We start from the raw sequence: 22050 nt of genomic DNA, 5'->3' as shown, positions 1-22050 counted from the left end.
CCACAAGGTCACGAGCAAGAATCGGCAAAACCGACATAGCGCCTTTAATCGTTACGAAGGCGACGAGGGACCGATTTTTTACGGTTACCGCAGGGCAGCGAGCACTTGATCGCGTACCTGTGCCCGCTGGACCTCGTCGGTCAGTGGGCGACCGGCTCTGTCGACCACGTAGAAGACGTCCACCGCCTCTGCGCCGAGAGTCTCCACACGGGCGGCCCGTACGTCAAGGCCACATTCACCAAATGCTCTACCAATCCGCCACAAAAGACCCGGACGGTCATGGGCGCGCACCTCGATGACGGTCGCGGTGTTGGAAGCGTCGTCCACCAGGTTCACCCTCGGCGGCGCCACCGGCACCCGGGCCGGGCGCATCGACCTGGTCCTCCTGGCCAGGCGTTGCTCGATGTCGAGACGACCGGCCAGGACGAGGCGCAGATCGGCCTCCAGCGTCGCGGGGTCGGGCGGCGAACCGTACTCGGGAACGACCGAGAACTCGATGACGGCGGTCGCACCCGCCGAGGCCGCCGACGCGGAGCGGACCACCATGCGGTGCGCGGCCAGCACCCCGGCCGCGCGCCAGAGCAGGCCGGCGCGGTCGGGCGCGACCACGGTGACCGCTCCCCCGTTGATGCGCACGGCGCCGCCGCCGTGGCGGGCGAGGGAAGCCTGCTCCACCGAGAGCGAGGGCGCGGGACGCAGCGGGGTTCCCGAGAGCGCGGAACGCACCCGGCGTACCAGGTCGGCGACGAGTGAGGCCTTCCACGAGTTCCAGGCGGCGGGCCCGGTGGCGTGGCCGTCGGCCACCGCGAGGGCCGCCAGCAGTTCGAGGACCTCACGCGAGCCGACGGCCTCGGCCACCCGGGAGATCGTCACCGGGTCGTCCAGGTCGCGGCGGGTGGCCGTCTCGGGCAGCAGCAGATGGTGGCGGACCACGGTCTCCAGGATGTCGACGTCGGCCGGGGGCAGGCCCATCCGGGTCCCGATGTCGCGGGCGACGACGGCGCCGGTGGTGGAGTGGTCACCGGGATAGCCCTTGCCGATGTCGTGCAGGAGCGCGGAGATGAGCAGCAGGTCGGGCCGCGAGACCTCGCGGGTGAACGAGGCGGCCCCCGCGGCGGCCTCGATCAGATGCCGGTCGACGGTGTAGCGGTGCACCGGATTGCGCTGCGGGCGGTGCCGCACCCGCTCCCAGTCGGGCAGCAGGCGGACCAGCACTCCCGCCTGGTCGAGTTCCTCCCAGACGGGCACGGCCGCGCGGCCGGCCCCGAGCAGCGCCACCAGCGCGTCACGCGCCTCGTCCGGCCAGGGCACGGGCAGCGGCGGCGACTGGGCGGCCAGCGTGGTGACCGTGGCGGGCGCCAGCGGCAGCCCCGCCTCGGCCGCGGCGGCGGCGGCGCGCAACACCAGGACCGGGTCCTTGCGCGGGTTCACCCCGCGAGCGAGCACGACCTCTCCGCCGTGCTCGACGACGCCGTCGGCGAGCGGGCGGCGACCACGAGGGGTGGGGCCGGTGAGCAGCCGGTCGACGGTGCGCCAGGTGGCGTCGAAGGCGTGCCCGATCGTCCTGGCGGCCTCGGCGAGCCTGCGCATCAGCGCCTCGGCGTCGAGCAGCCCGAGCATCCCGGCGACGGCGTCCTGCTCCTGGAGCACCAGCCTGTCCGCGCCGCGGGCGGTCACCAGGTGCAGACCGTGCCGGACGTCGAGCAGCAACTCATATGCCTCACGGACCCGAGGGCCGGGCGCCGAGGCGACCCACGCCGCCGCCACCGCCTGCATCGCCTGCACGTCGCGGATGCCGCCGCGGGAGTCCTTGAGGTCGGGTTCGAGCAGGAACGCCAGCTCGCCGCTCGCCTCCGCCCGCTTGTCCGCGGCGTCGCGCAACTCGCCCAGGCGGCGCCGGGAGTCGGCACGCCACTCGGCGAGCACGATCTCACGCGCCGAGCGCGTCAGCTCCGGGTCTCCGGCCACGTGCCGCGCCTGGATCAGGCCGAGGACCGCCTTGAGGTCCTCCCTCGCGACCTTGGCCGCCTCGTCCACCGTCCGCACCGAATGGTCGAGACCGACCCCCGAGTCCCAGATCGGATACCAGATGCGGTCGGCGACACGCGCGACGTCCTCCCGCCCGTCGTGGAGCAGGACCAGGTCGAGGTCACTGCCCGGCGCGAGCTCGGAGCGTCCAAGGCTCCCGACCGCGACGAGCGCGACCCCGGTGAGGGCGCCGCGCTCGTCGTTTCTCGTCGTTCCCCCGTTAGGCCCGTACGGCGTACCGCAGGCGGTGCGGACCAGGTCCGTCAACCAGCGGTCGATGTCCGCGGCCCGTTCCTTACGGGCCGCGGCGTACGAGCGAGTGTCGCCTCTCACCGGTTAGAGCGCCTCAGGTCCGCGTTCCCCGGTGCGGACGCGGATGACCGTGTCCACAGGGACGGACCACACCTTGCCGTCACCGATCTTGCCGGTCTGCGAGGCCTTGACGATGACGTCGATGACATCCTCGGCGTCCTCCTCCTCGGCGAGCACCTCAAGGCGGACCTTGGGCACCAGGTCGACCTGGTACTCGGCACCCCGGTAGACCTCGGTGTGACCACGCTGGCGGCCGTAACCGCTCGCTTCGCTGACCGTCATTCCCTTGACCCCGAACTGCTCCAGGGCCGCTTTCACGTCATCGAGCTTGAACGGCTTGATGATCGCTGTGATGAGTCTCATGCGTCCACCTTCTTAGACGCCGGGGTGGGGGCCGGACCGTTGACGGCGGCCACACCCGAGGAGTGGATGGTGCCGAGGTCGTAACCGGTCTCGGCGTGGGAGGTGATGTCGACGCCGGTGATCTCGTCTTCCTGCGAGATGCGGAAGCCCATTGTCTTGTCGATGATCTTAGCGATGATCCAGGAGATAACGAAGGAGTAGGCGCCGACCGCGACGGGACCGAGCACCTGCACACCGAGCTGGGAGATCGGTCCGCCGTAGAAGAGGCCCTTCTCCTGGCCGTCGGCGAACGGGTAGGCGGCGACGAAGCCCAGCGCCACCGCACCCACGACACCGCCGACGAGGTGGACGCCGACCACGTCGAGGGAGTCGTCGTAGCCGAGCTTGTACTTCAGGCCGACCGCGTAGGCACAGGCGACACCGGCGAGCGCGCCGATCACGAACGCCGCCCAGGGGTCGACGAAACCACAGGCCGGAGTGATCGCGACCAGGCCGGAGACCGCGCCGGAGGCGACACCCAGGGTGGTGGAGTGACCGTCGCGCATCTTCTCGACGAGGATCCAGGCGCCCGCCGCGACGGCGGTGGCGATCTGGGTGTTGATGAACGCCAGACCGGTCGTGCCGTCAACGGCGAGCTCGGAGCCCGAGTTGAAGCCGAACCAGCCGAACCACAGCAGGGCCGCGCCGAGGAGGACCAGCGTGAGGTTGTGCGGTCGCATCGGGTCCTTGCGCCAGCCGACGCGCTTGCCGATCACCAGGGCGACCGCGAGGGCCGCGGCTCCGGCGTTGATGTGGACGACCGTACCGCCGGCGAAGTCCTCGATGCCGAGGCTGCTCAGCCAGCCGCCGCCCCACACCCAGTGGGCCACGGGGAAGTAGACGACCGTCGCCCAGATGACGGCGAAGACGACCCAGGCGCCGAACTTCACCCGGTCGGCGAGCGCTCCGCTGATCAGGGCGACCGTGATGATCGCGAAAGTCATCTGGAACGTCGAGAAGACCAGGCTCGGCATACCGGTGCCGTCATCCTTGGTCGCCGTCTCGACGAGACCGTTCAGACCGATGTTGTCGAGTCCACCGATAATCTTGTTGAGGAATCCCGAACCGTCTCCGACGGTGTCGAAGGCGAGCGAGTGGCCGTAGAGCACCCAGGCGATCGTCACGACGATGATGCTGACCCACGACATCATCATCATGTTGAGCACACTCTTGGCCCTGGTCATGCCCCCGTAGAAGAACGCGAGACCCGGTGTCATGAGTAGGACGAGTGCGGTACTCGCGAGCATCCAGGCTGTGGAGCCGCTATCGATCTCCATGCGAAGCGACCCTCCTTCCAATTGGCTTTTGCCGGTTTCACATGCAGTGATCGCTTCTGGGCTCCATCGACCGGCCGCGCACTGACGTTGCGCCACAGCGTGTTCTTCTACCGTTTCAAGGTGTGACCTTGCGTGTTTCACATCTGTGAATCTCGGCAGCATGGTGTTTCAGATGTGTTTCGGACAAGGCGTGCCATGACTTGAAGATGGCCTTAAAAGAGCCCAGGTGAACTCCCCTTGGCAGTTACCAGAGCCTCCACCGCCCCTACGCCACGCCCACCGGACCCCCTCGATCCGGGCGAATAGGTTGGCCCGTAACCCCTGGTCACACTCGGTCCCCCTCCCCAGAACGGCCCCCCGGCGGTGTGCCGTCAGGCTTCTGGGAGACGGATTGACCTCGCGACCGTTCACGCTGCGGTGGGCGGGCGTTCCGGACGGCCGTCTCAGTCACCGTCTCGTGATTCAGGCCTCCGGCCTGCGCGGGCGCGATGGTTGCGGGCTCTTTTCAAGCCGTCCGGAACGCCCGCCCACCTCCGCTGCGCCCGCCCTCACCGCACGGCGTACGGACCGTAGTGGCTTTCTCTCCGGCCGCCCAGTGAGCTCTGTGCGGCTGAAGCGATCCGTACGAGACCACTCAGGGCGGGCCGCCGTAACTGAAGCGTTACTTTCGAAAGGAGCGCACGGCGAGCGCCGTAGAAAACCAGAACCCCACCGCGCCGATCCCTCTCACCGCACAATGCGGCAGAGCACAGAAACAAACCATGAAACGGGAACGATGCCGGTTCAGACCCTTACGAATAGCCGACCCGTAACGCAGGAGTAGCGAGCATTCGCCACAGTGGTCACGTTGCCCGCCCTGCCACGGAGTCCCACATCCCACGCCACGACCGCGCGCATTCGGATGAACATCGGCACACGATCCTGACGACGAAAGCAGCCGCTCTCACAGAACCTTTGACCTGCGCCGCACCCTCCCGACCCCCATCATGTCCCGACCGGCGCCCAGCCCTGCGCACCTTTCCGAGGTGGCGCTTCAGCTACGGCGCCCCGCTTTCGACGGTCCCGTACGGATCGCTTCAGCCACCCACGGAGCCCAGGGCGGCCGGAGAGAAAGCCACTACGGTCCGCACGCCGTACGGCGAGAACACGTGCAGCGGAGGTGGACGGGTGCTCCGGACGGCTTAAAAGAAGCCCGCAACCACCGTGCCCGAGCAGGCCGGAGGCCTGGGTCACCAGACGGTGACTGAGACGGCCGGCCGGAGCACCCGCCCACCGCAGCGTGAACGGCGAAGAAACCCACCGCGACAAAACCGACCGGCGACGCGCCACAGCCCGGACAGCCGTGGAATCGACCAAGCGTGAACGGCACGAGGCTCACACAACCTGAACACCGTGGAATCGACCAGGCGTGAGCGGCGACGGAACTCACCACAGCGTGAGCAACACGGAACCGCCGCAGCGACAAGCCTCACCGTGAAGAACCCCACGATCCGGCACGGTCCAAACGAGACCGTGCCGGATCACAAGGCTCAGGCCGCCGTCGCCATCTTCCGCAGCCGTGCCAGAGCGTCACGCTCGATCCGGCGGGCGCGGTCGCGACCGATGCCGTACCGCTCGCCGACCTCGGTCAGCGTGTGCTCGCGGCCGTCCATCAGGCCGTAGCGCCAGCGGAGCATCTCACGGGTCTGCCCCTCAAGCCCGGTCAGCCACTCCTCAAGGCGCTCGCGCTCCAGGATGTCCATCGCCTGCTGCTCGGGGTCGGCCCACGTGTCATCGGCGATCATGTCGCCGAGCTCGGTCTCGTCCTCGTCACCCACGCCCAGTTGCAGGGAGACGGGGTCGGAGGCCCAGCGGCGGAGCTCACGGACCCGCTCGATGGGGAGTTCGAGCACCGTGGCCAGATCGGCGTCGGTCGGCTCGACGTCGAACTCGGCCAGCATGTCGCGGCGGACCCGCATCAACCTGGTCATCTGCTCGCCCGCGTGGGTGGGCAGGCGCACCGGCCTGGCCTGCTCGTGGATGGCGCGTCCCACCGACTGCCTGATCCACCACGTGGCGTATGTCGAGAACTTGTAACCGCGCCGGTAGTCGAACTTCTCGACCGCGCGGACCAGCCCCAGGTTTCCCTCCTGGACCAGATCGATCAGTGGCATTCCCCGCCCGGAATATTTGCGCGCGACGGCCACCACAAGACGTAGATTGGCCTGGATGAATTCATCCTTGGCCCTCTGCCCGGAAACGGCCAGCCGTTCAAGCTCCTCATCGGCCGCGTTCCCGATCCGCGGCTCCGTCAATCCGCCCAACCCACCGTCCAGCAACTGCTCAGCGAAGAGACCCGCCTCGATCCGCTTGGCGAGCTCGACCTCTTCCTCCGCGGTGAGCAGGGGCACCCGTCCAATCTCTGCCAGGTAGGTCCCGAGCAGGTCTCGATCAGAGACATGCTGATCCTGCGTCCGATTCCCCGTCGGCCTTGCCATCCGATGGCACCTCGCTCCGCGTGCTTATGACGTGTCCAACCGCTCGCTCAAGGCCCCGTGCGCTCAGACACATCGCTTGTCTTTTCAACGGACGGATCAGGGCAAAGATTCCCTCAAGAAGTACGCCTGGAGAATGGTTTTGGATTTCCTCCTCAAGGAGGATGTTTCCCTGCGCCGCGACGAGGACTACGACTAACCCCAGCAAAGGGGCTCAAACCAGGCGGCGCCCTTCCTTCCAGACCTGCCTCACCAGCGGTACCCCCGGCCGGTAGGCGAGGTGGACGTAGGTGGGTGTGTCGAGAATCACCAGATCCCCCCTGCTGCCCACCCGCAGTGTGCCGACGTCCCCGCGGCGCAGCGCCCTCGCCCCGCCGTACGTGGCGGCCCTGATCGCCTCCAGCGGCGTCATCCGCATCTCGCGGACCGCCAGTGCCACGCAGAACGGCATGGAGGAGGTGAAGGAGGAGCCGGGGTTGCAGTCGGTGGCGAGCGCGACGGTCACGCCGGCGTCCAGCAGGCGGCGGGCGTCAGGGTAGGGCGAGCGAGTGGAGAACTCCGCGCCGGGCAGCAGGGTCGCCACCACCCCCGACGACGACAGCGCCGAGACGTCGTCGTCGCTCAGATGGGTGCAGTGGTCGGCGGAGGCCGCGCCCACCTCGGCGGCGATCCGCACCCCCGGCCCCGCACCCAGCTGGTTGGCGTGGATCCGCGGCAGCAGTCCCGCCTTCACCCCGGCGAGCAGGATCTCCCTGCTCTGGTCGGCGTCGAAGGCTCCGCGCTCGCAGAACACGTCGACCCACCGGGCGTGCGGCGCGCACGCCTCCAGCATCTCCCCGGTGACGGTGCGGACGTACTCGTCGGCCGAGGAGGCGTCGGGGGGTACGACGTGCGCCCCCAGGTAGGTGGTCTCCTCGGTGAACCTCCGCGCGATCTCCAGTGACCTGCGCTCGTCCTCGACCGTGAGACCGTAGCCGCTCTTGATCTCGACCGTGGTCGTCCCCTGGGCGAGCATCTCGGCGACCAGGGCGGCGGTGCGCACCGCGAGTTCGGCGTCGGAGGCGGCGCGGGTGGCCGACACCGTCGTACGGATGCCTCCCGCCGTGTACGGGCGCCCCGCCATACGGGCGGCGAACTCGGCGGTGCGGTCGCCCGCGAAGACGAGGTGGGCGTGGCTGTCGACGAAACCGGGGATGACGCAGCGCCCCTCCACATCCACCCGCTCGTCGGCGTGCGGAGCCGCGTCGGCGGGACCCGCCCACACCACCTCGCCGCCCTCGACCACCAGCGCCGCGTTCTCGACCTCCTCCCGCGCCGGGTCGCCCGTATAGAGCAGGCCGATGCGATCGAAAAGGGTGCTCGTCACCGGACGGTCCTCGCTCGTCATACCGACCTCTCCTCTCGTACCTCGGCGACCGCTTCCGCGAGCATCGCGCCCACGTCGCCGAGTACGTGTCCGCCGTCGACGACCACGTGACGCCCGCCCGACACCACGGAGTGCACGTCGGCGGCCGTCGCGGCGAAGACCACGGTCTCCGCCAGGTGCGCCGGGGAGGCTCCGGCCGTACGGACCGAGTCCAGGCGCACCGACACCAGGTCCGCCCAGGCGCCGGGGACGAGCATGCCCGCGTCGGCGAAGCCGAGCGAGTCGTGCCCCGCGGCCGTGGCCGCGTTCAGGAGTTCGGCGGCCGACCAGTGACCGCGCCGCTCGGTCGCGAGCCGCTCGTCCAGCTCGACCGCGCGGGCCTCCTCGAACAGGTCGATCACCGCGTGGCTGTCCGAGCCGAGCGTGATGGGCGAGCCCGCCTCGAACAGCCTCCTCGCCGGCCCGATGCCGTCGGCGAGGTCGCGCTCGGTCGTCGGGCACATGCACACGCGCGTGCCGGAGGCGCCGAGCAGCGCGACGTCCACGTCCGACAGGTGCGTGGCGTGTACGGCGGTCGAGCGGGGACCGAGCGCGCCGTGCGCGTCCAGCAGCTGGACCGGGGTCGCGGCGTAGGCGTCCACGCAGGCGGCGTTCTCGGCCCGCTGCTCGGAGACGTGGGCGTGAAGCGGGACCGCGTGGTGCCGGGAGAACTCGGCGACCACGGGGATCTGCTCGGCCCGCACCGCGCGGACCGAGTGCACGGCCACGCCGATCTCCACGTCCCGATCCTCCCGGTATCCGGCCACGAGCGCCTCGGCCCGCGCGGCCCACCCGTCGGCGTCCCCGTCGCCGAACCGCCGCTGCGCACCGCTCAGCGGGGCACCGACGCCGCCGGTCAGGTAGCAGGCGTCCAGGAGCGCGATGCGCAGCCCCGCCTCCCGTGCGGCCTGAACGAGCGCGTGCCCCATCGCGTTCGAGTCGTCGTACGGCCTGCCGTCCGGCCCGTGGTGCAGGTAGTGGAACTCCCCCACGCAGGTGATCCCGGCCAGCGACATCTCGGCGAACGTGGCCCTGGCGAGCCTGAGGTAGGAGTCGGGGTCGAGCGTTCCCGCCACGCCGTACATCTGCTCGCGCCAGGTCCAGAAGCTGCCCTTCTCGCGCTGCGTCACCCCGCGCAGGGCGCGGTGGAAGGCGTGGGAGTGCGCGTTGGCGAGCCCGGGGAGGGTGAGGCCCGCGAGCCGGACGGCTCCGCCGGGCGGGGTCGTCACTCCGGTGACCATCTCGGCGATCAGGGTGTCCCTGACCTTGACGAGCACTCCCGCGACGACCTCGCCCGGCGGCAGCCAGGCCAGCTCGCACCAGTAGTTCAGCTCCCGCACAGGTCCTCCACGATGGCGGCGAGGGCGGTGACCCCGGCGTGACAGTCGGCCCGGTCCGCGTGTTCCTCCGGAGAGTGAGAGATTCCCGTTGGATTGCGGACGAACACCATCGCGCTGGGCACGCCCGCGGAGGCGAGGATGCCCGCGTCGTGTCCGGCGCCGGTCGGCAGGACGGGTGCGCCTCCCGCGGCCTGTGCGACCCGTTCCCGCAGGGCCGCGTCGAAGTCGACGACCGGGGTCCACGACTCGACCGTGACCTCGGCCCCGGAGAAGTCGGTGAGTTCGGCGACGAGCGCCCTCACCGCGTCCTCGTCGCCGCCCCTGGCGTCCAGCCAGGCGCTGACCAGGCCGGGGATGGCGTTGGCGTTGTTGGGCGACACGCGTGTCTTGCCGAAGGTGGCGACCACGCCGCCGCGCTCGGCGGCCTGGCGGGCGTGCAGGACGGTGCGGGCGAAGGGCAGCATGGGGTCGTCGCGGTCGGCCAGGCGGGTGGTGCCCGCGTGGTTGGCCTGGCCGTGGAAGTCGAACCGCCAGCGGCCGTGCGGCCAGATGGCCGAGGCGACGCCGACCCCGGCGCCGGTGTGGACGAGGTCCTGTCCCTGCTCGACGTGGAGTTCGACGAAGACGCCGATGTGCCGCAGGGTCTCCTCGTCCCTGCCCAGAGCGCCGGGGTCGCGCCCCGCCGCGCGCAGCACCTCTGCCAGCGAGTCGCCCTCGTCGTCCTTCAGGGCGCGGGCCCTGTCCGGGTCGAGGATCCCGGTCAGCAGGCGGGAGCCGACGCACGGGACGCCGAACCTGGCGCCCTCCTCGTCGGTGAAGCAGGCGATTCCCACCGGGCGCGCGGGCCGGAAGTCCTTCGCCCGCAGCAGGTCGAGGGCGGCGAAGGCCGACACGACGCCGAGGGGGCCGTCGAAGGCGCCGCCCTGGCGCACCGAGTCGAGATGACTGCCGGTGACCACGCCGGGCCGGTCCGAGGGGTCACCCCACCAGGCCCACAGGTTGCCGTTGCGGTCCTCCCTCAGGTCGAGGCCGCGTCTGGCGGCCTCCTGCCCGAACCACCGCCGGAGTTCCAGATCCGCGGGCGACCACGCGTCTCGCAGGTAGCCCAGGGTCCGGCCGTCACGTCCGAGGTGCTCTATGGCACCCCACATCTCGTCGAACACCCTCCCATTATGTGAATGAGACCATTCATTGGCGAGCCCGCCGCGCCCTCGGCCCGGCGCACTCCCAACCTGAGGCGCCTTCGGCCGGGAACGTCCCGGTCCCGTACCGCGCTCAGTTCGAGGGCTTGCCGGAAGGACGGATGGTGATCTCGGTGATGTTGGCGTCCGGGGACGCGGTGAGAGCGGTCAGCACCACCCGGGCCACCGAGTCCGCGTCGAGGTGATCCTCCTGCCGGTAGGGGCCGCCCTCCTGTGCCCGTACCTCACGCTGCATGTCGGTCGCGACCCGCCCCGGGTAGATCGTGGTGACCTGGAGCTCGGGCTCCTCCAGGCGGAGCCCGTCGGCGAAGGCGCGCAGCGCGTACTTGCTCGCCGCGTAGGAGACCCAGCTCGGGTTCGCCCGCAGCCCGGAACCGGAGTTGATCAGCATCACGTGGCCGTGCGCCGCGCGCAGGGCGGGCAGCAGCAGCCGGGTGAGCTCGGCCACCGCGACCACGTTGATCTCCATCGTGCGCCGCCACACCTCGGCGGGGGTCTCCTCGACACGTCCCAGGTTCACCACGCCCGCGCTGTGCACCAGCACGTCGAGCCGGTCGATGTCGGCGACGTCGGCCTCGGTGACCGCGGTGAGCTCCACCGGCCAGGGCCGCGCGCCAGGTAGCTCGGAGACCATTCCGGACAGCGCCTCGGCGTCTCGGCCGCCGAGCAGCAGGTCGTGTGTGGGGGCCAGGGCACGGGCGATCGCGGCACCGATCCCTCTGGAGGCGCCGGTGATCAGCGCGGTAGGTCGTTCTGACATGGCAGTCACCTTACCCATGGCAAAAACGATCACCACGAGCCGTCAGTCGAGTTGCTCGGTGAAGACCCCGGCCTGGTCGGTCATCCGCTCGTACTCCTCAAGCCTGGCCTGGGTGCGCAGCGGCGCCGCGTCGGCCATCGCCTCCACCAGCACCATGGCCAGGGCGAGGGGGCCGGCGTGCGAGTCGAAGACGAGCCGCTCGCCGACGGGGGCGGCCAGGACCACATCCGCCGCGAAGGGCACGTCCCGCCGGTCGGTGATCACCGCCGTACGCAGGCCGAGGTCGCGGGCATCCCGCAGGGCCTGCACGGCCTCGGCCGGGTAACGGGGCAGGACGACGGCGACGAGCCAGGCCGCTCCCGCCCTGCGCGCGGCGTACAGGCCGTCGGCCAGCTCGGAACCGCCGTGGGTGAGCAGGCGGACATCGGGGTGGATCCGCCGCGCGAAATAGGCGAACGTGGTGGCGAGCCCGCTCGACACCCGCAGGCCGAGCACCGGCAGGGGCTCGCATCCCGCCAGGTTGGCGCCCAGCTCCGAGAGGTCGGAGGGGTCGCTCAGCGCGTCGCGCACGCTCCGCAGGTTGTCGATCTCCACGTCGATCGCGGTCTGCAGGTCGTTGGCCCGCGACGGCCTCCTGCCGCCCACCACCAGGGGCCGCAGCGCCTGCCGCAGCTCGGGATATCCCCCGAAGCCGAGCACCATCGCGAACCTCGTCACCGACGGCTGGCTCACCCCGGCCCGGTCGGCGAGCTCCACGCTGGACAGGAAGACCGCCTCGGACAGGTGGTCGCCCAGGTAACGCGCGATCCGCCGCTGAACGGGCGACAGTCTCCGCCCCTCCAGAAGCCGGTCGAGTCCGTCACCCACGCCCCCTCCAACCGCTCGAACCCCCACGAGCATTCCCCTCCCGTCCCGCCCCGCTGTCGTTCATACACCCGCAGAGACGAAAACGAGCGGCACCGGGGGAATTCGCGCACCGCGATCGGGACACGGCACGCGAATCGGCACCCGTACGTTCCCGCGGGGACCCGGTCGCGGCGTGCCCGGTCAGGACTCGCGCATCGGGACGCGGACGCCCCGCTCCTCGGCCACGGTGGCGGCCTCGTCGTACCCGGCGTCGACGTGGCGGATGACGCCCGTGCCCGGGTCGTTGGTGAGGACCCGGTTGAGCTTCTCGGCCCCCAGCCTGGTGCCGTCGGCCACGGTGACCTGCCCGGAGTGGATGGAACGGCCGATGCCGACACCGCCGCCGTGGTGGATGGAGACCCACGCGGCGCCGGAGGCGACGTTGAGCATCGCGTTCAGCAGCGGCCAGTCGGCGATCGCGTCGGAGCCGTCCGCCATGCCCTCGGTCTCCCGGTACGGGCTCGCGACGCTGCCGCAGTCGAGGTGGTCGCGGCCGATCACCAGCGGGGCCTCGATCTCCCCCGAGGCGACCATGTCGTTGAACCGCTCCCCCGCCAGGTGGCGCTCGCCGTACCCGAGCCAGCAGATGCGGGCGGGCAGCCCCTGGAAGTGGACCTTCTCCCCGGCCATCCGGATCCATCTGGCGAGCGGCTCGTTGTCGGGGAACAACTCCAGGATCGCGCGGTCGGTCTTGGCGATGTCGGAGGCGGCGCCGGACAGCGCGGCCCAGCGGAACGGGCCCTTGCCCTCGCAGAACAGCGGCCGGATGTAGGCGGGCACGAAGCCGGGGAAGTCGAACGCGCGGGTGTAGCCCGCGAGGAGCGCCTCGCCCCGGATCGAGTTGCCGTAGTCGAAGACCTCGGTCCCGGCGTCCTGGAAACCGACCATCGCCTCCACGTGGGCGGCCATGGACTCGCGGGCCCTGCGGGTGAAGCCCGCCGGGTCCTTCTCACGCTCGTCGGCCATGTCCTCGAAGGCCACGCCGACCGGCAGGTACATCAGCGGGTCGTGGGCGGACGTCTGGTCGGTGACGACGTCGATCTCGGCGCCCCTGCGCAGCAGTTCCGGCACGACCTCGGCCGCGTTGCCCTCGACCCCGATGCTCAGCGGCTCGCGCCGGTCGCGGGCCTCGTACGCCAGGCGCAGCGCCTCGTCGAGGTCGGCGGCGCGGACGTCCAGGTAGCGGTGCTCGATACGCCGGTCGATCGACCTGGGGTCGCAGTCGACGCAGATCACCACGCCGCCGTTCATCGTCACGGCGAGCGGCTGGGCGCCGCCCATGCCGCCGAGCCCGGCGGTCAGCGTGATCGTCCCGGCGAGGCTCCCGCCGAACCGCTTGGCGGCCACGGCCCCGAAGGTCTCGTAGGTGCCCTGCAGGATGCCCTGGGTGCCGATGTAGATCCAGGAGCCGGCCGTCATCTGCCCGTACATGGTGAGCCCGGCGGCCTCCAGACGCCGGAACTCCTCCCAGTTGGCCCAGTCGGGCACCAGGTTGGAGTTGGCGATGAGCACCCGGGGCGCCCACTCGTGGGTGCGGAACACCCCGACGGGGCGGCCCGACTGCACCAGCAGCGTCTCGTCGCCCTCCAGGGTGGTCAGGGTACGGGTGATCGCGTCGAAGGAGCGCCAGTCGCGGGCGGCCTTGCCCGAGCCGCCGTAGACGACGAGCTGCTCAGGATGCTCGGCGACCTCGGGATCGAGATTGTTCTGGATCATGCGGAGCGCCGCCTCCTGCGGCCACCCCTTGGCGGTGAGCGTGGTGCCGCGCGGCGCGCGCACGATCCGGCTGCCGGACATGCCCGACCTCCCCCTCAAGAATGAATGAACGTATTCATACTTGGTCACCCGGAGGCCACAGGTCAACCCGGCAAAGGGGGTGCCGCGGGCAGCACGCCCGCGACACCCCTGGTGTAGCCGTAACGATCGCCACGTCCCGGCTCCTCGTCCCGCACGGACGGGACCGGGTGATCGAATGCGGCGCGCGCCCGATGGGCGCTCCGATGCGAAGGAGAGGCTCCGCACAGGCGGGGATGCCCGGTTCACCCGACGGCGAATCAGCCCCTCGCCTCGATGTCCGAATTATTCCTTTATGGACGATATGAATTTACGCAACCGAGCCGGTCCCCACAGGACCGGGTGGGAAAGGCGGCCTCCGCCGCAGCGGAGAGGCGGTGGGCGACCACCGGGAAACCGATCACGGAAGGGTTTCGGCGGCAGGGCGCCCGAGGTGGTGCGGGAGTCAGCGGCGGCGGACGCCGTACTCCCTGCGCATCTCCGCGACGGTGTCCAGGATCTCGTCCTTGGTCTTCAGAAGCCTCGCCTCGGCCTCCTCCGTCCTCGCCTCGGCCACCTTGCGGCGATCACCCACCCGACCGGCCAGCTTCAGCTTGGCCTTGGCCTTCATTTCACGCAGGTTGAGCTTCTCCATAAGACCCATGATCAGCACCCTTCGGCAGAGAGGACCCTCAACTGCCCCGCGAGGGGCCGAGTATGCGTCACAGGAGCCCCCCGCCTCCCCTGGGTCCCCGGCCTCACCGGTTCAGGTCTTCTCAGTCGGGGTCGGGAACGTCGTCGTAGTCGACGTCACCCTCCTCGGCGCGGCGGAGACCGATGTCCTCCACCCAGGCGCGGGCGAACCCGCGGATCTCCGTGATCCGCTCGTCGTCCACGCCGTAGGCCTCGAAGTCCTCGTCCGCGATCAGGTCGACGAACTCCAGCCTCATCACCAGCTCCGCGAGCTCGAACTCCTCGTTGTGCAGGCGGGCGAGGTGTTCTAGCTCGCGGAAGCCGTACAGGTGGGAGACCGAGGCGATGTCGATGACGTCGCGGGCGAGGCTGCGCTCGTGCAGCGCCCGCATCTTCAGGCCGACCGCGTCGTCCAGGGAGACGACGGAGATGTCGCCGACGATCACGGGCTGCTGCTGGAACGCCTCCCTGAGCAGGTCGAACTCGCAGCTCTGCTCGGTCACCGGGTCGCTCACCACCAGGCGGCCCATCCGGGGCGTCACCTCCGTCATGGTGACCTCCAGCCCGGCCTGCCTGAACGCCTCGGCCATCCCCTCCGCGACCTCGGGCAGCGGCGTCTCGGCGGCGGTGGCGAAGTCGAGGTCGTCACTCGGGCGCTCGGTGAAGCCGTGGGCGTTCATCGCGTAACCGCCCGCCAGGACCAGCCCGAACCTGCCGCAGGCGGGTAAGGCGGCCTCCAGCATCCGCTGCTGGAACGGAGGCAGGATCACCGTTCCCACCCCGGCGCCGCGGCGCCCGGCCCCAGGGCGGTGATCTTGGTTTCCCAGGCTCTCCGGTAACTCGGCCCGATGCCCCGGCGCAGGGTCGGCCAGTCGGCGACGAGATGCTCGGCGTTCAGATAGGACTCGGCGTCGGAGCGGCCACCGCCGGTGATGACCGTGCGGTAGAGGCTCATCCGTAGCAGCGGGTTCACCAGATCGAACTCGGTGAGCCCGGACCAGCCGAGGTGGACGGGCAGGGCGACCGTCCCCGTCGCCGGGCCTCGCAGGTCGGCCAGCGATTCGGGGACGCGCCGATCCACGCCGTCCCACCGGGAAGGAAGCGTACTCACGTCCCCCAGTATGCCCGCCGCTCGCCCGGGGTCCACGGGGCGCGCGGGCCCAGGACGGGCTCAGTGGCGGGAACGAAGGCGGGTGGAGGGGAGGTCGTGGCGACCGGAGAGGAACTCCTGGAAGGCGATCTTTCCGCGGATCACCGGGCGGCGCCAGCGCTCCTCGCGCCCCTCCGCCCTCGCCATCTTGCGGGGCTGTGGACGCCGGGAGCCGGGCGCGAAGAACCAGTGGGCCCAGGGCGACCCCGGGCGGGCGAGCCGTATCGCGCCGGCCACCAGAAGGATCGGGACGAACAGCCCGGCGAGCCCCGTCCAGATCTTGCCCTTGAGCAACGTGATCACGGCGAGCACGAGGTTGGTCACGATGAAGGCGACCGTGAGCCACATGCCCTGGGATTCGCCGGCGTAGTCCTCCCAGCCGAGGGGACGCAGGCCGATCAGGAGCAGGGCCGTGACCGCGACGGCGACGAACACGGCGTCGACCGAGGCCCGGCCCTCCTCCTCCCAGTAGACGTCGTGCAGGTGCAGGATGAGCGCGAACTCGTCCAGGATCAGGGCGGCCCCGGCGCCGAAGACGGCCGCCGTCACCGCGTACCAGCCTTCCGAGACCCCCGAGACGATGAGGCCGGACACCCCGCCGAGCAGGGTGAGCACCACGCCGAACACCACGTGGTGGATGTGCATCTCACCGATGTTGACGTTGCCGAACCAGCCGATCCTGGCACGGATGAGCCGGACGTTGATCCTGGTGAGCAGGAAGACGGCGATCAGCGCGACGAAGAAACAGAACAGCGGCAGCCGCCCTGTGTCCATGATCCTCTCTCGGAACAAATCCCCCACCGTCTCCCAGGCTATGCGAGGAAAGCCTCCGGTCCCGCGCGGGCGTCACGACGGCACGGGACTTCCCCGGGCACCCGCGTCAGGCGCGTCAGGCGCGTCAGGCGCGTCAGGCGAGGAAACCCCGCAGCAGCGCCGCGGTCCCCTCAAGGTGCTCGGCCACGGCGCGGCGCGCGGCTTCGGGGTCCCCGGCCAGGATGGCAGTCACGATCGCCTGGTGCTGGAGGGCGGCGTGCTCGATGTTGCGCTGGAGCACCGGGATCGCGTTGAGCAGGTCGGTGACCCGGAGCCTGGCGTCGGCGCAGGCCCCGGCGAGCAGGGCGGAGCCGGTGAGCTCGGCGATGGCGAGATGGAAGGCCGTGTCGAGGCGGCGGTAGTCCTCGGGGCCCGCCGAGTTCACCTCGCGCAGCCTCTCGCGCAGGGTCTCGCGCCGCTCCGGGGTGAGGGGGGTGGTGGCGAGCACCTGGGCCGCGCCGCACTCGACCGCCATCCTGAAGGTGAGGGCGTCGGACAGGTCGTCGGTGCCCATGTCGGCCACGGCCCGGCGCAGGTCGTCCCGGTGCGGGTGCGGCGGGGTGTTGTGGGTGAGGAAGGCGCCACCGTACCGGCCGCGGCGCACCTCCAGATAGCCCGCCTCCTGCAGCTCGCGGATGGCCTCGCGCAGGGTGACCCTGCTGATGCCGAGCTGGGCGGCGAGCTCCCGCTCGGGCGGCAGTTTCTCCGACACCAGCCCCAGCTTGATGACCTGGAGCAGGCGCTCCACCGTCTCCTCGAACGCGTTGCCGACCCGCACCGGCCGCAGCACGGCCGTCAACCGCGACAGCTCGTCCAATTATCTCCTCCGGCCCTTGACAACGCTCCCCCCGCTGCACGTCAATGGTCTAACACTAGCCCAATAAGACCCCGACGAGGAGGGCGTGTGGACGTCACCGAGCTTCAAGACGAGGTGCGGGCGGGGCGGATCGACACCGTACTGCTTGCGGTCGTCGACATGCAGGGGCGCCTCCAGGGCAAACGCCTGTCGGGGCGCTACTTCCTGGAGGAGGTGCTGCGGCACGCCTCCGAGGGCTGCAACTACCTGCTCGCGGTCGACGTCGACATGAACACGGTCGACGGCTACGCCATGTCGTCGTGGGAGCGCGGATACGGCGACTTTGTCATGAAGCCCGATATGTCCACCCTGCGCCGCGTGCCGTGGCAGGAGGGGACGGCCCTGGTGATGGCCGACCTGGTATGGGAGGACGGCTCCGACGTGACCGCCTCACCGCGCCAGATCCTGCGCAGACAACTTGCCAGGCTGGAAGAGCGGGGCTGGGGCGCCTTCGTCGGCACCGAACTGGAGTTCGTCGTCTTCGACGACACCTACGAGGACGCCTGGCGCCGCGGCTACCGCGACCTGACCCCCGCCAACCTCTACAACGTCGACTACTCCCTCCTCGGCACCGCCAGGGTCGAGCCGCTGCTGCGCAGGATCAGGCTCGGCATGGAGGGCGCGGGCATGTACGTCGAGTCGGCCAAGGGCGAGTGCAACCTCGGCCAGCACGAGATCGCCTTCCGCTTCGCCGAGGCCCTGTCCAGCTGTGACAACCACTCGATCTACAAGAACGGCGCCAAGGAGATCGCCTCCCAGGAGGGCATGGCGATCACCTTCATGGCCAAGCCGAACCAGCGCGAGGGCAACTCCTGCCACATCCACATCTCGCTCAGGGACACCGGCGGGGAGCCGGTGATGGCCGGTTCCGGGCCGCACGGGCTGTCGGCGGCGGGAGGACACTTCATCGCCGGGCAGATCGCGCTGATGCGCGAGCTCACCCTGCTGTACGCGCCGAACATCAACTCCTACAAGCGGTACGTGCAGGGCAGCTTCGCCCCCACCGCGGTCAAGTGGGGCGTGGACAACAGGACGTGCGCGCTGCGCCTGGTCGGCCACGGCCCCTCGCTGCGGATCGAGAACCGGGTGCCCGGCGGCGACGTGAACCCCTATCTGGCGGTCTCGGCGCTGATCGCGGCCGGCCTGCACGGCATCGAGAACGAGCTGCCGCTTGAGGACGCCTTCACGGGGAACGCCTACTCCTCGGGCGAGGAGACCGTGCCGAGCACGCTGCGCGACGCGCTGGAGCTCTGGGAGACCTCCGAGTTCGCGGCGGCCGCCTTCGGTGAGGACGTCGTGGCGCACTACGCGAACAACGCCCGGGTCGAGCTCGCCGCCTTCGACGCGGCGGTGACCGACTGGGAGCTTTTCCGGGGATTCGAACGGATGTGAATGTGAAGATCATAAATCCGGCGACGGAAGAGGCCGTCGCCGAGATCGAGATGGCCGACGCCGCCGAGATCGACAGGGCCGTGGAGCGTGCCAGGCACGCCTTCGCGCACTGGCGGAACGTCGCACCGGGGGACCGTGCCCGGCTGCTGCGCCGTTTCGCCTCGCTGGTGCGCGAGCACGCCGAGGAACTCGCCCTGCTGGAGGTCGCCAACGCCGGGCACACGATCGGCAACGCCCGCTGGGAGGCGGGCAACGTCGCCGACGTGCTCGACTTCTACGCGGGGGCGCCGGAGCGTGACCACGGCCTGCAGATCCCGGTGCCCGGCGGGCTCGATGTCACCTTCAGGGAGCCACTCGGCGTCGTCGGCGTGATCGTGCCGTGGAACTTCCCGATGGTCATCATGACCTGGGGGGCGGCCCCCGCGCTGGCCGCGGGCAACACCGTGATCGTCAAGCCCGCCGAGTGGACGCCGCTCACCGCCCTGCGGGTGGCCGAGCTGGCGCTGGCCGCCGGTCTGCCCGAGGGGGTGTTGCAGGTCCTGCCGGGGGCCGGGGAGGTCGCGGGTGCCCGGTTGGTCGAGCACCCGGGGGTGGCGAAGATCGTGTTCACCGGCTCGACCGAGGTCGGCAAGCAGATCGCCGCGACCTGCGCCGGACAGGTCAAGCGGCTCACCCTGGAGCTGGGCGGCAAGAGCGCCAACGTGGTCTTCGCCGACGCCGACCTGGAGAAGGCCGCGGCGACCGCGCCGTACGCGGTGTTCGACAACGCGGGCCAGGACTGCTGTGCGCGCTCCCGGATCCTGGTCGAGCGCTCGGTCCACGACGAGTTCCTCGCGCGGTTCGGCGAGGCGGTGCTGAACGTCCAAGTCGGCGACCCCCGCGACGAGGCCACCGAGATGGGCCCGCTGATCAGCGCCGAACACAGGGAGCGGGTGGCCTCCTTCGTCACCGAGCCGCCCCACCTGCGGGGCGCGTGCCCGTCGGGGCCGGGGTTCTGGTTCCCGCCGACGGTCCTGACGCCCCGGTCGGCCGACGACCGGGCGTTCACCGAGGAGATCTTCGGCCCCGTGGTGTCGGTGGTGCCGTTCGACGACGAGGCGGACGCCGTACGGATCGCCAACGACACCCCGTACGGCCTGAGCGGGTCCATCTGGACCCGCGACGTCGGCCGGGCGCTTCGGGTGGCCAGGGCGGTGGAGGCGGGCAACCTCAGCGTCAACTCGCATTCGAGCGTCCGCTACTGGACCCCGTTCGGCGGTTTCAAGCAGTCGGGCCTCGGCCGCGAACTGGGCCCCGACGCCCTGTCAGCGTTCACCGAGACCAAGAACGTCTTCATTTCCGAGGAGTAGAAGCGATGCTGCGTTTGCAGGACCGTTTGCAGGACAGGGTCGCCGTCATCACCGGCGCCGGAAGCGGGATCGGCCTCGCCACCGCGCGCCGGTTCGCCGCCGAAGGCGCCCGCGTCGTGTGCGTGGACCTGGACGAGACGACCGGCTCGGCGGCCGCCGAGGAGGTCGGGGGACTGTTCGTGCGGGCCGACGTGACCGACGAGGACGACGTCGCCCGCGTGTTCCAGACCGCGTTCGACACCTACGGCAGCGTGGACATCGCGTTCAACAACGCGGGCATCTCGCCGCCCGAGGACGACTCGATCCTGGAGACCGGCATCGACGCCTGGCGCCGGGTCCAGGAGGTGAACCTCACCTCGGTCTACCTGTGCTGCAAGCACGCCATCCCGTACATGCGGCGGCAGGGCAAGGGGTCGATCATCAACACCGCGTCGTTCGTCGCCGTGATGGGGTCGGCGACGAGCCAGATCTCCTACACCGCCTCCAAGGGCGGGGTGCTCGCCATGTCCCGCGAGCTGGGCGTGCAGTTCGCCCGCGAGGGGATCCGGGTGAACGCGCTGTGCCCGGGGCCGGTGAACACGCCGCTGCTGCAGGAGCTGTTCGCCAAGGACCCCGAGCGGGCGCAGCGCCGCCTCGTCCACATCCCGGTGGGCCGCTTCGCCGAGGCGTCCGAGATCGCCGCCGCGGTGGCGTTCCTCGCCTCGGACGACGCGAGCTTCATCACCGGCTCCGAGTTCCTGGTGGACGGCGGCATCTCCGGCGCGTACGTCACCCCGCTGTAGACCTCGTGTCCCTCTCCCCCGTGGGTCGTCCCGGCATGTCCCCGGCCCTTTCCCGGGTCGGCCCGCCGTGGTCGATACCGTGCGAGGAGGGGACGCGGCTCCACCGCCCGGCTTCGGGGGCAGCCAGGAGTTCCGGCAAGAGCAAGACAGGAGATCATGTCCCGTCCCGTCATCGGCATCACCTGCTATGTCGAGCCCGCGCGCTTCACCGTCTGGGAGACGACCACCGCGCTTCTGCCGTACGACTACGTCGACCACGTGGCCCGCGCGGGCGGGCAGCCGGTGATCCTGCCCCCCGCCGGCGACCCCTCGGCGCTGGTGGAACGCCTGGACGGGCTGATCCTCGCCGGTGGCGGTGACGTCGGCCCCGAGCGGTACGGGCGGGAGCCGCACGAGCGGACCGGCTACGTCAGGCCGTTCCGCGACGACGCCGAGCTGGGACTGGTCGAGGCGGCTCTGGAGCGGGGCACGCCGTTGTTGGGGATCTGCAGGGGCATGCAGATCCTGAACGTCTCGCTGGGCGGCAGCCTCCACCAGCACCTGCCCGACGTGGTCGGCCACGCCGGGCACGCCCCGGCCCCCGGCCGGTACGGCAGGATGCCGGTGCGGCTCGCCCCCGGCAGCCACACCTCGAAGATCTTCGGGACCGAGACCGTGGAGGTGGCCCACTACCACCACCAGGCCCTCGACCGGCTCGCCGAGGGCCTCACCGTGACCGCCCACGCCGAGGACGGCACGGTCGAGGCCGTGGAAGTGGACGACCACCCCTTCGCCGTCGCCGTCCAGTGGCACCCCGAGACCGACGACGAGTCGGCTCTGTTCGAGGCGCTGGTACGGCACGCCGCCCCCTGACCGGCACGGATCGGGGCCGTGAGGGGATTTCGCTCGGCCGGTGCGGGCGGTTAGGCTGGCGGCGACACCGGTGAACCCGTGCGGGAGAGCGTCCTGACAGCCAGCCCAGGACCCCTGAAGGAGCAAGCCCTCCCCGCGAACCTCTCAAGGCAAAGGACCGTGCGGGTAGGTGCCCTCTGGAAAGCAGGTCCCACGACCTCGCCGAAGGTGAAAGTCCGGTAAAACTCGGATGAAACTCTCAGGCACCCACGACAGAGGGGGAGGATGCTCTCATCTGTCCCTTG

19 protein-coding genes and 2 riboswitches are annotated in these 22050 nt (G+C 70.4%); of the genes, 4 read left to right on the top strand and 15 right to left on the bottom strand.

The features are described 5' to 3' along the window. Window positions 1-84: 84 nt before the first annotated feature. From ACIBH4_RS19295 to ACIBH4_RS19225, 15 genes are all read right to left on the bottom strand, one after another. The gene (locus tag ACIBH4_RS19295) at window positions 85-2361 is read right to left on the bottom strand and encodes a [protein-PII] uridylyltransferase (protein WP_362504896.1); all 2277 of its coding nucleotides are present in this window, start codon (window positions 2359-2361) and stop codon (window positions 85-87) included. A 3-nt stretch (window positions 2362-2364) separates the two neighbouring features. Next, entirely contained in the window at window positions 2365-2703 is a 339-nt protein-coding gene (locus ACIBH4_RS19290) for a P-II family nitrogen regulator (RefSeq protein WP_350948726.1), read from the bottom strand. Next, on the bottom strand, window positions 2700-4019 hold the full coding sequence (locus tag ACIBH4_RS19285) for an ammonium transporter (protein ID WP_362504892.1): 1320 nt from the start codon (window positions 4017-4019) through the stop codon (window positions 2700-2702). Before ACIBH4_RS19285 ends, ACIBH4_RS19290 begins: the two co-directional genes overlap by 4 nt. Window positions 4020-5548: 1529 nt before the next feature. Beyond that, complete coding sequence (locus ACIBH4_RS19280) at window positions 5549-6496, bottom strand: sigma-70 family RNA polymerase sigma factor (RefSeq protein ID WP_362504880.1); 948 nt, start codon at window positions 6494-6496, stop codon at window positions 5549-5551. A 211-nt stretch (window positions 6497-6707) separates the two neighbouring features. Continuing rightward, complete coding sequence (hutI, locus tag ACIBH4_RS19275) at window positions 6708-7880, bottom strand: imidazolonepropionase (RefSeq protein ID WP_362504877.1); 1173 nt, start codon at window positions 7878-7880, stop codon at window positions 6708-6710. Then, a complete protein-coding gene (locus ACIBH4_RS19270) occupies window positions 7877-9238 on the bottom strand; it encodes a formimidoylglutamate deiminase (protein ID WP_362504874.1) in 1362 nt (453 codons plus the stop codon). Before ACIBH4_RS19270 ends, hutI begins: the two co-directional genes overlap by 4 nt. Then, complete coding sequence (locus tag ACIBH4_RS19265; RefSeq protein WP_362505132.1) at window positions 9226-10389, bottom strand: allantoate amidohydrolase; 1164 nt, start codon at window positions 10387-10389, stop codon at window positions 9226-9228. The genes ACIBH4_RS19270 and ACIBH4_RS19265 overlap by 13 nt, the downstream gene beginning before the upstream one ends. A gap of 124 nt (window positions 10390-10513) precedes the next feature. Further along, complete coding sequence (locus tag ACIBH4_RS19260) at window positions 10514-11200, bottom strand: SDR family oxidoreductase (protein ID WP_362504871.1); 687 nt, start codon at window positions 11198-11200, stop codon at window positions 10514-10516. Between the two features lie 42 nt (window positions 11201-11242). After that, window positions 11243-12067: a MurR/RpiR family transcriptional regulator gene (locus ACIBH4_RS19255; protein WP_362504868.1), complete on the bottom strand. Its 825-nt coding sequence runs from the start codon at window positions 12065-12067 to the stop codon at window positions 11243-11245. Between the two features lie 180 nt (window positions 12068-12247). Then, the gene (gene hutU / locus ACIBH4_RS19250; protein ID WP_362504865.1) at window positions 12248-13903 is read right to left on the bottom strand and encodes a urocanate hydratase; all 1656 of its coding nucleotides are present in this window, start codon (window positions 13901-13903) and stop codon (window positions 12248-12250) included. A gap of 442 nt (window positions 13904-14345) precedes the next feature. Then, window positions 14346-14543, bottom strand: a complete 198-nt coding sequence (locus tag ACIBH4_RS19245; protein WP_350949811.1) for a hypothetical protein — start codon at window positions 14541-14543, stop codon at window positions 14346-14348. 112 nt (window positions 14544-14655) lie between these two features. Beyond that, window positions 14656-15342, bottom strand: coding sequence for a nucleotidyl transferase AbiEii/AbiGii toxin family protein (locus tag ACIBH4_RS19240; protein ID WP_362504862.1), 687 nt, complete (start codon window positions 15340-15342; stop codon window positions 14656-14658). After that, entirely contained in the window at window positions 15339-15683 is a 345-nt protein-coding gene (locus tag ACIBH4_RS19235) for a hypothetical protein (RefSeq protein WP_362504859.1), read from the bottom strand. Before ACIBH4_RS19235 ends, ACIBH4_RS19240 begins: the two co-directional genes overlap by 4 nt. A 60-nt stretch (window positions 15684-15743) precedes the next feature. Further along, window positions 15744-16496: a hypothetical protein gene (locus ACIBH4_RS19230; RefSeq protein ID WP_362504856.1), complete on the bottom strand. Its 753-nt coding sequence runs from the start codon at window positions 16494-16496 to the stop codon at window positions 15744-15746. A gap of 133 nt (window positions 16497-16629) precedes the next feature. After that, window positions 16630-17352: an FCD domain-containing protein gene (locus ACIBH4_RS19225; RefSeq protein WP_362504853.1), complete on the bottom strand. Its 723-nt coding sequence runs from the start codon at window positions 17350-17352 to the stop codon at window positions 16630-16632. Window positions 17353-17415: 63 nt separating this feature from the next. On the opposite strand from ACIBH4_RS19225, the gene ACIBH4_RS19220 reads away from it, so the two are divergent. The 4 genes from ACIBH4_RS19220 to ACIBH4_RS19205 all read left to right on the top strand — a co-directional run bounded on the left by ACIBH4_RS19220 (window position 17416) and on the right by ACIBH4_RS19205 (window position 21766). Then, complete coding sequence (locus ACIBH4_RS19220; RefSeq protein WP_399172529.1) at window positions 17416-18783, top strand: glutamine synthetase family protein; 1368 nt, start codon at window positions 17416-17418, stop codon at window positions 18781-18783. Between the two features lie 2 nt (window positions 18784-18785). Beyond that, complete coding sequence (locus ACIBH4_RS19215; RefSeq protein WP_362768086.1) at window positions 18786-20132, top strand: aldehyde dehydrogenase family protein; 1347 nt, start codon at window positions 18786-18788, stop codon at window positions 20130-20132. Window positions 20133-20137: 5 nt separating this feature from the next. Next, a complete protein-coding gene (locus tag ACIBH4_RS19210; protein ID WP_399172492.1) occupies window positions 20138-20914 on the top strand; it encodes a 3-oxoacyl-ACP reductase in 777 nt (258 codons plus the stop codon). A gap of 156 nt (window positions 20915-21070) precedes the next feature. Beyond that, the gene (locus tag ACIBH4_RS19205) at window positions 21071-21766 is read left to right on the top strand and encodes a gamma-glutamyl-gamma-aminobutyrate hydrolase family protein (protein ID WP_362768083.1); all 696 of its coding nucleotides are present in this window, start codon (window positions 21071-21073) and stop codon (window positions 21764-21766) included. 71 nt (window positions 21767-21837) lie between these two features. Continuing rightward, window positions 21838-21936, top strand: a riboswitch (glycine riboswitch). Further along, a riboswitch (glycine riboswitch) is annotated at window positions 21937-22031 on the top strand. It abuts the riboswitch before it with no gap. Window positions 22032-22050 lie beyond the last annotated feature (19 nt).

It is taken from the genome of Streptosporangium sp. NPDC050284, from assembly GCF_044459525.1.
GTDB lineage: Bacteria > Actinomycetota > Actinomycetes > Streptosporangiales > Streptosporangiaceae > Streptosporangium.
Note: the sequence above shows the minus strand (reverse complement) of the source record. Positions and strands in the feature narration are given on the sequence as shown.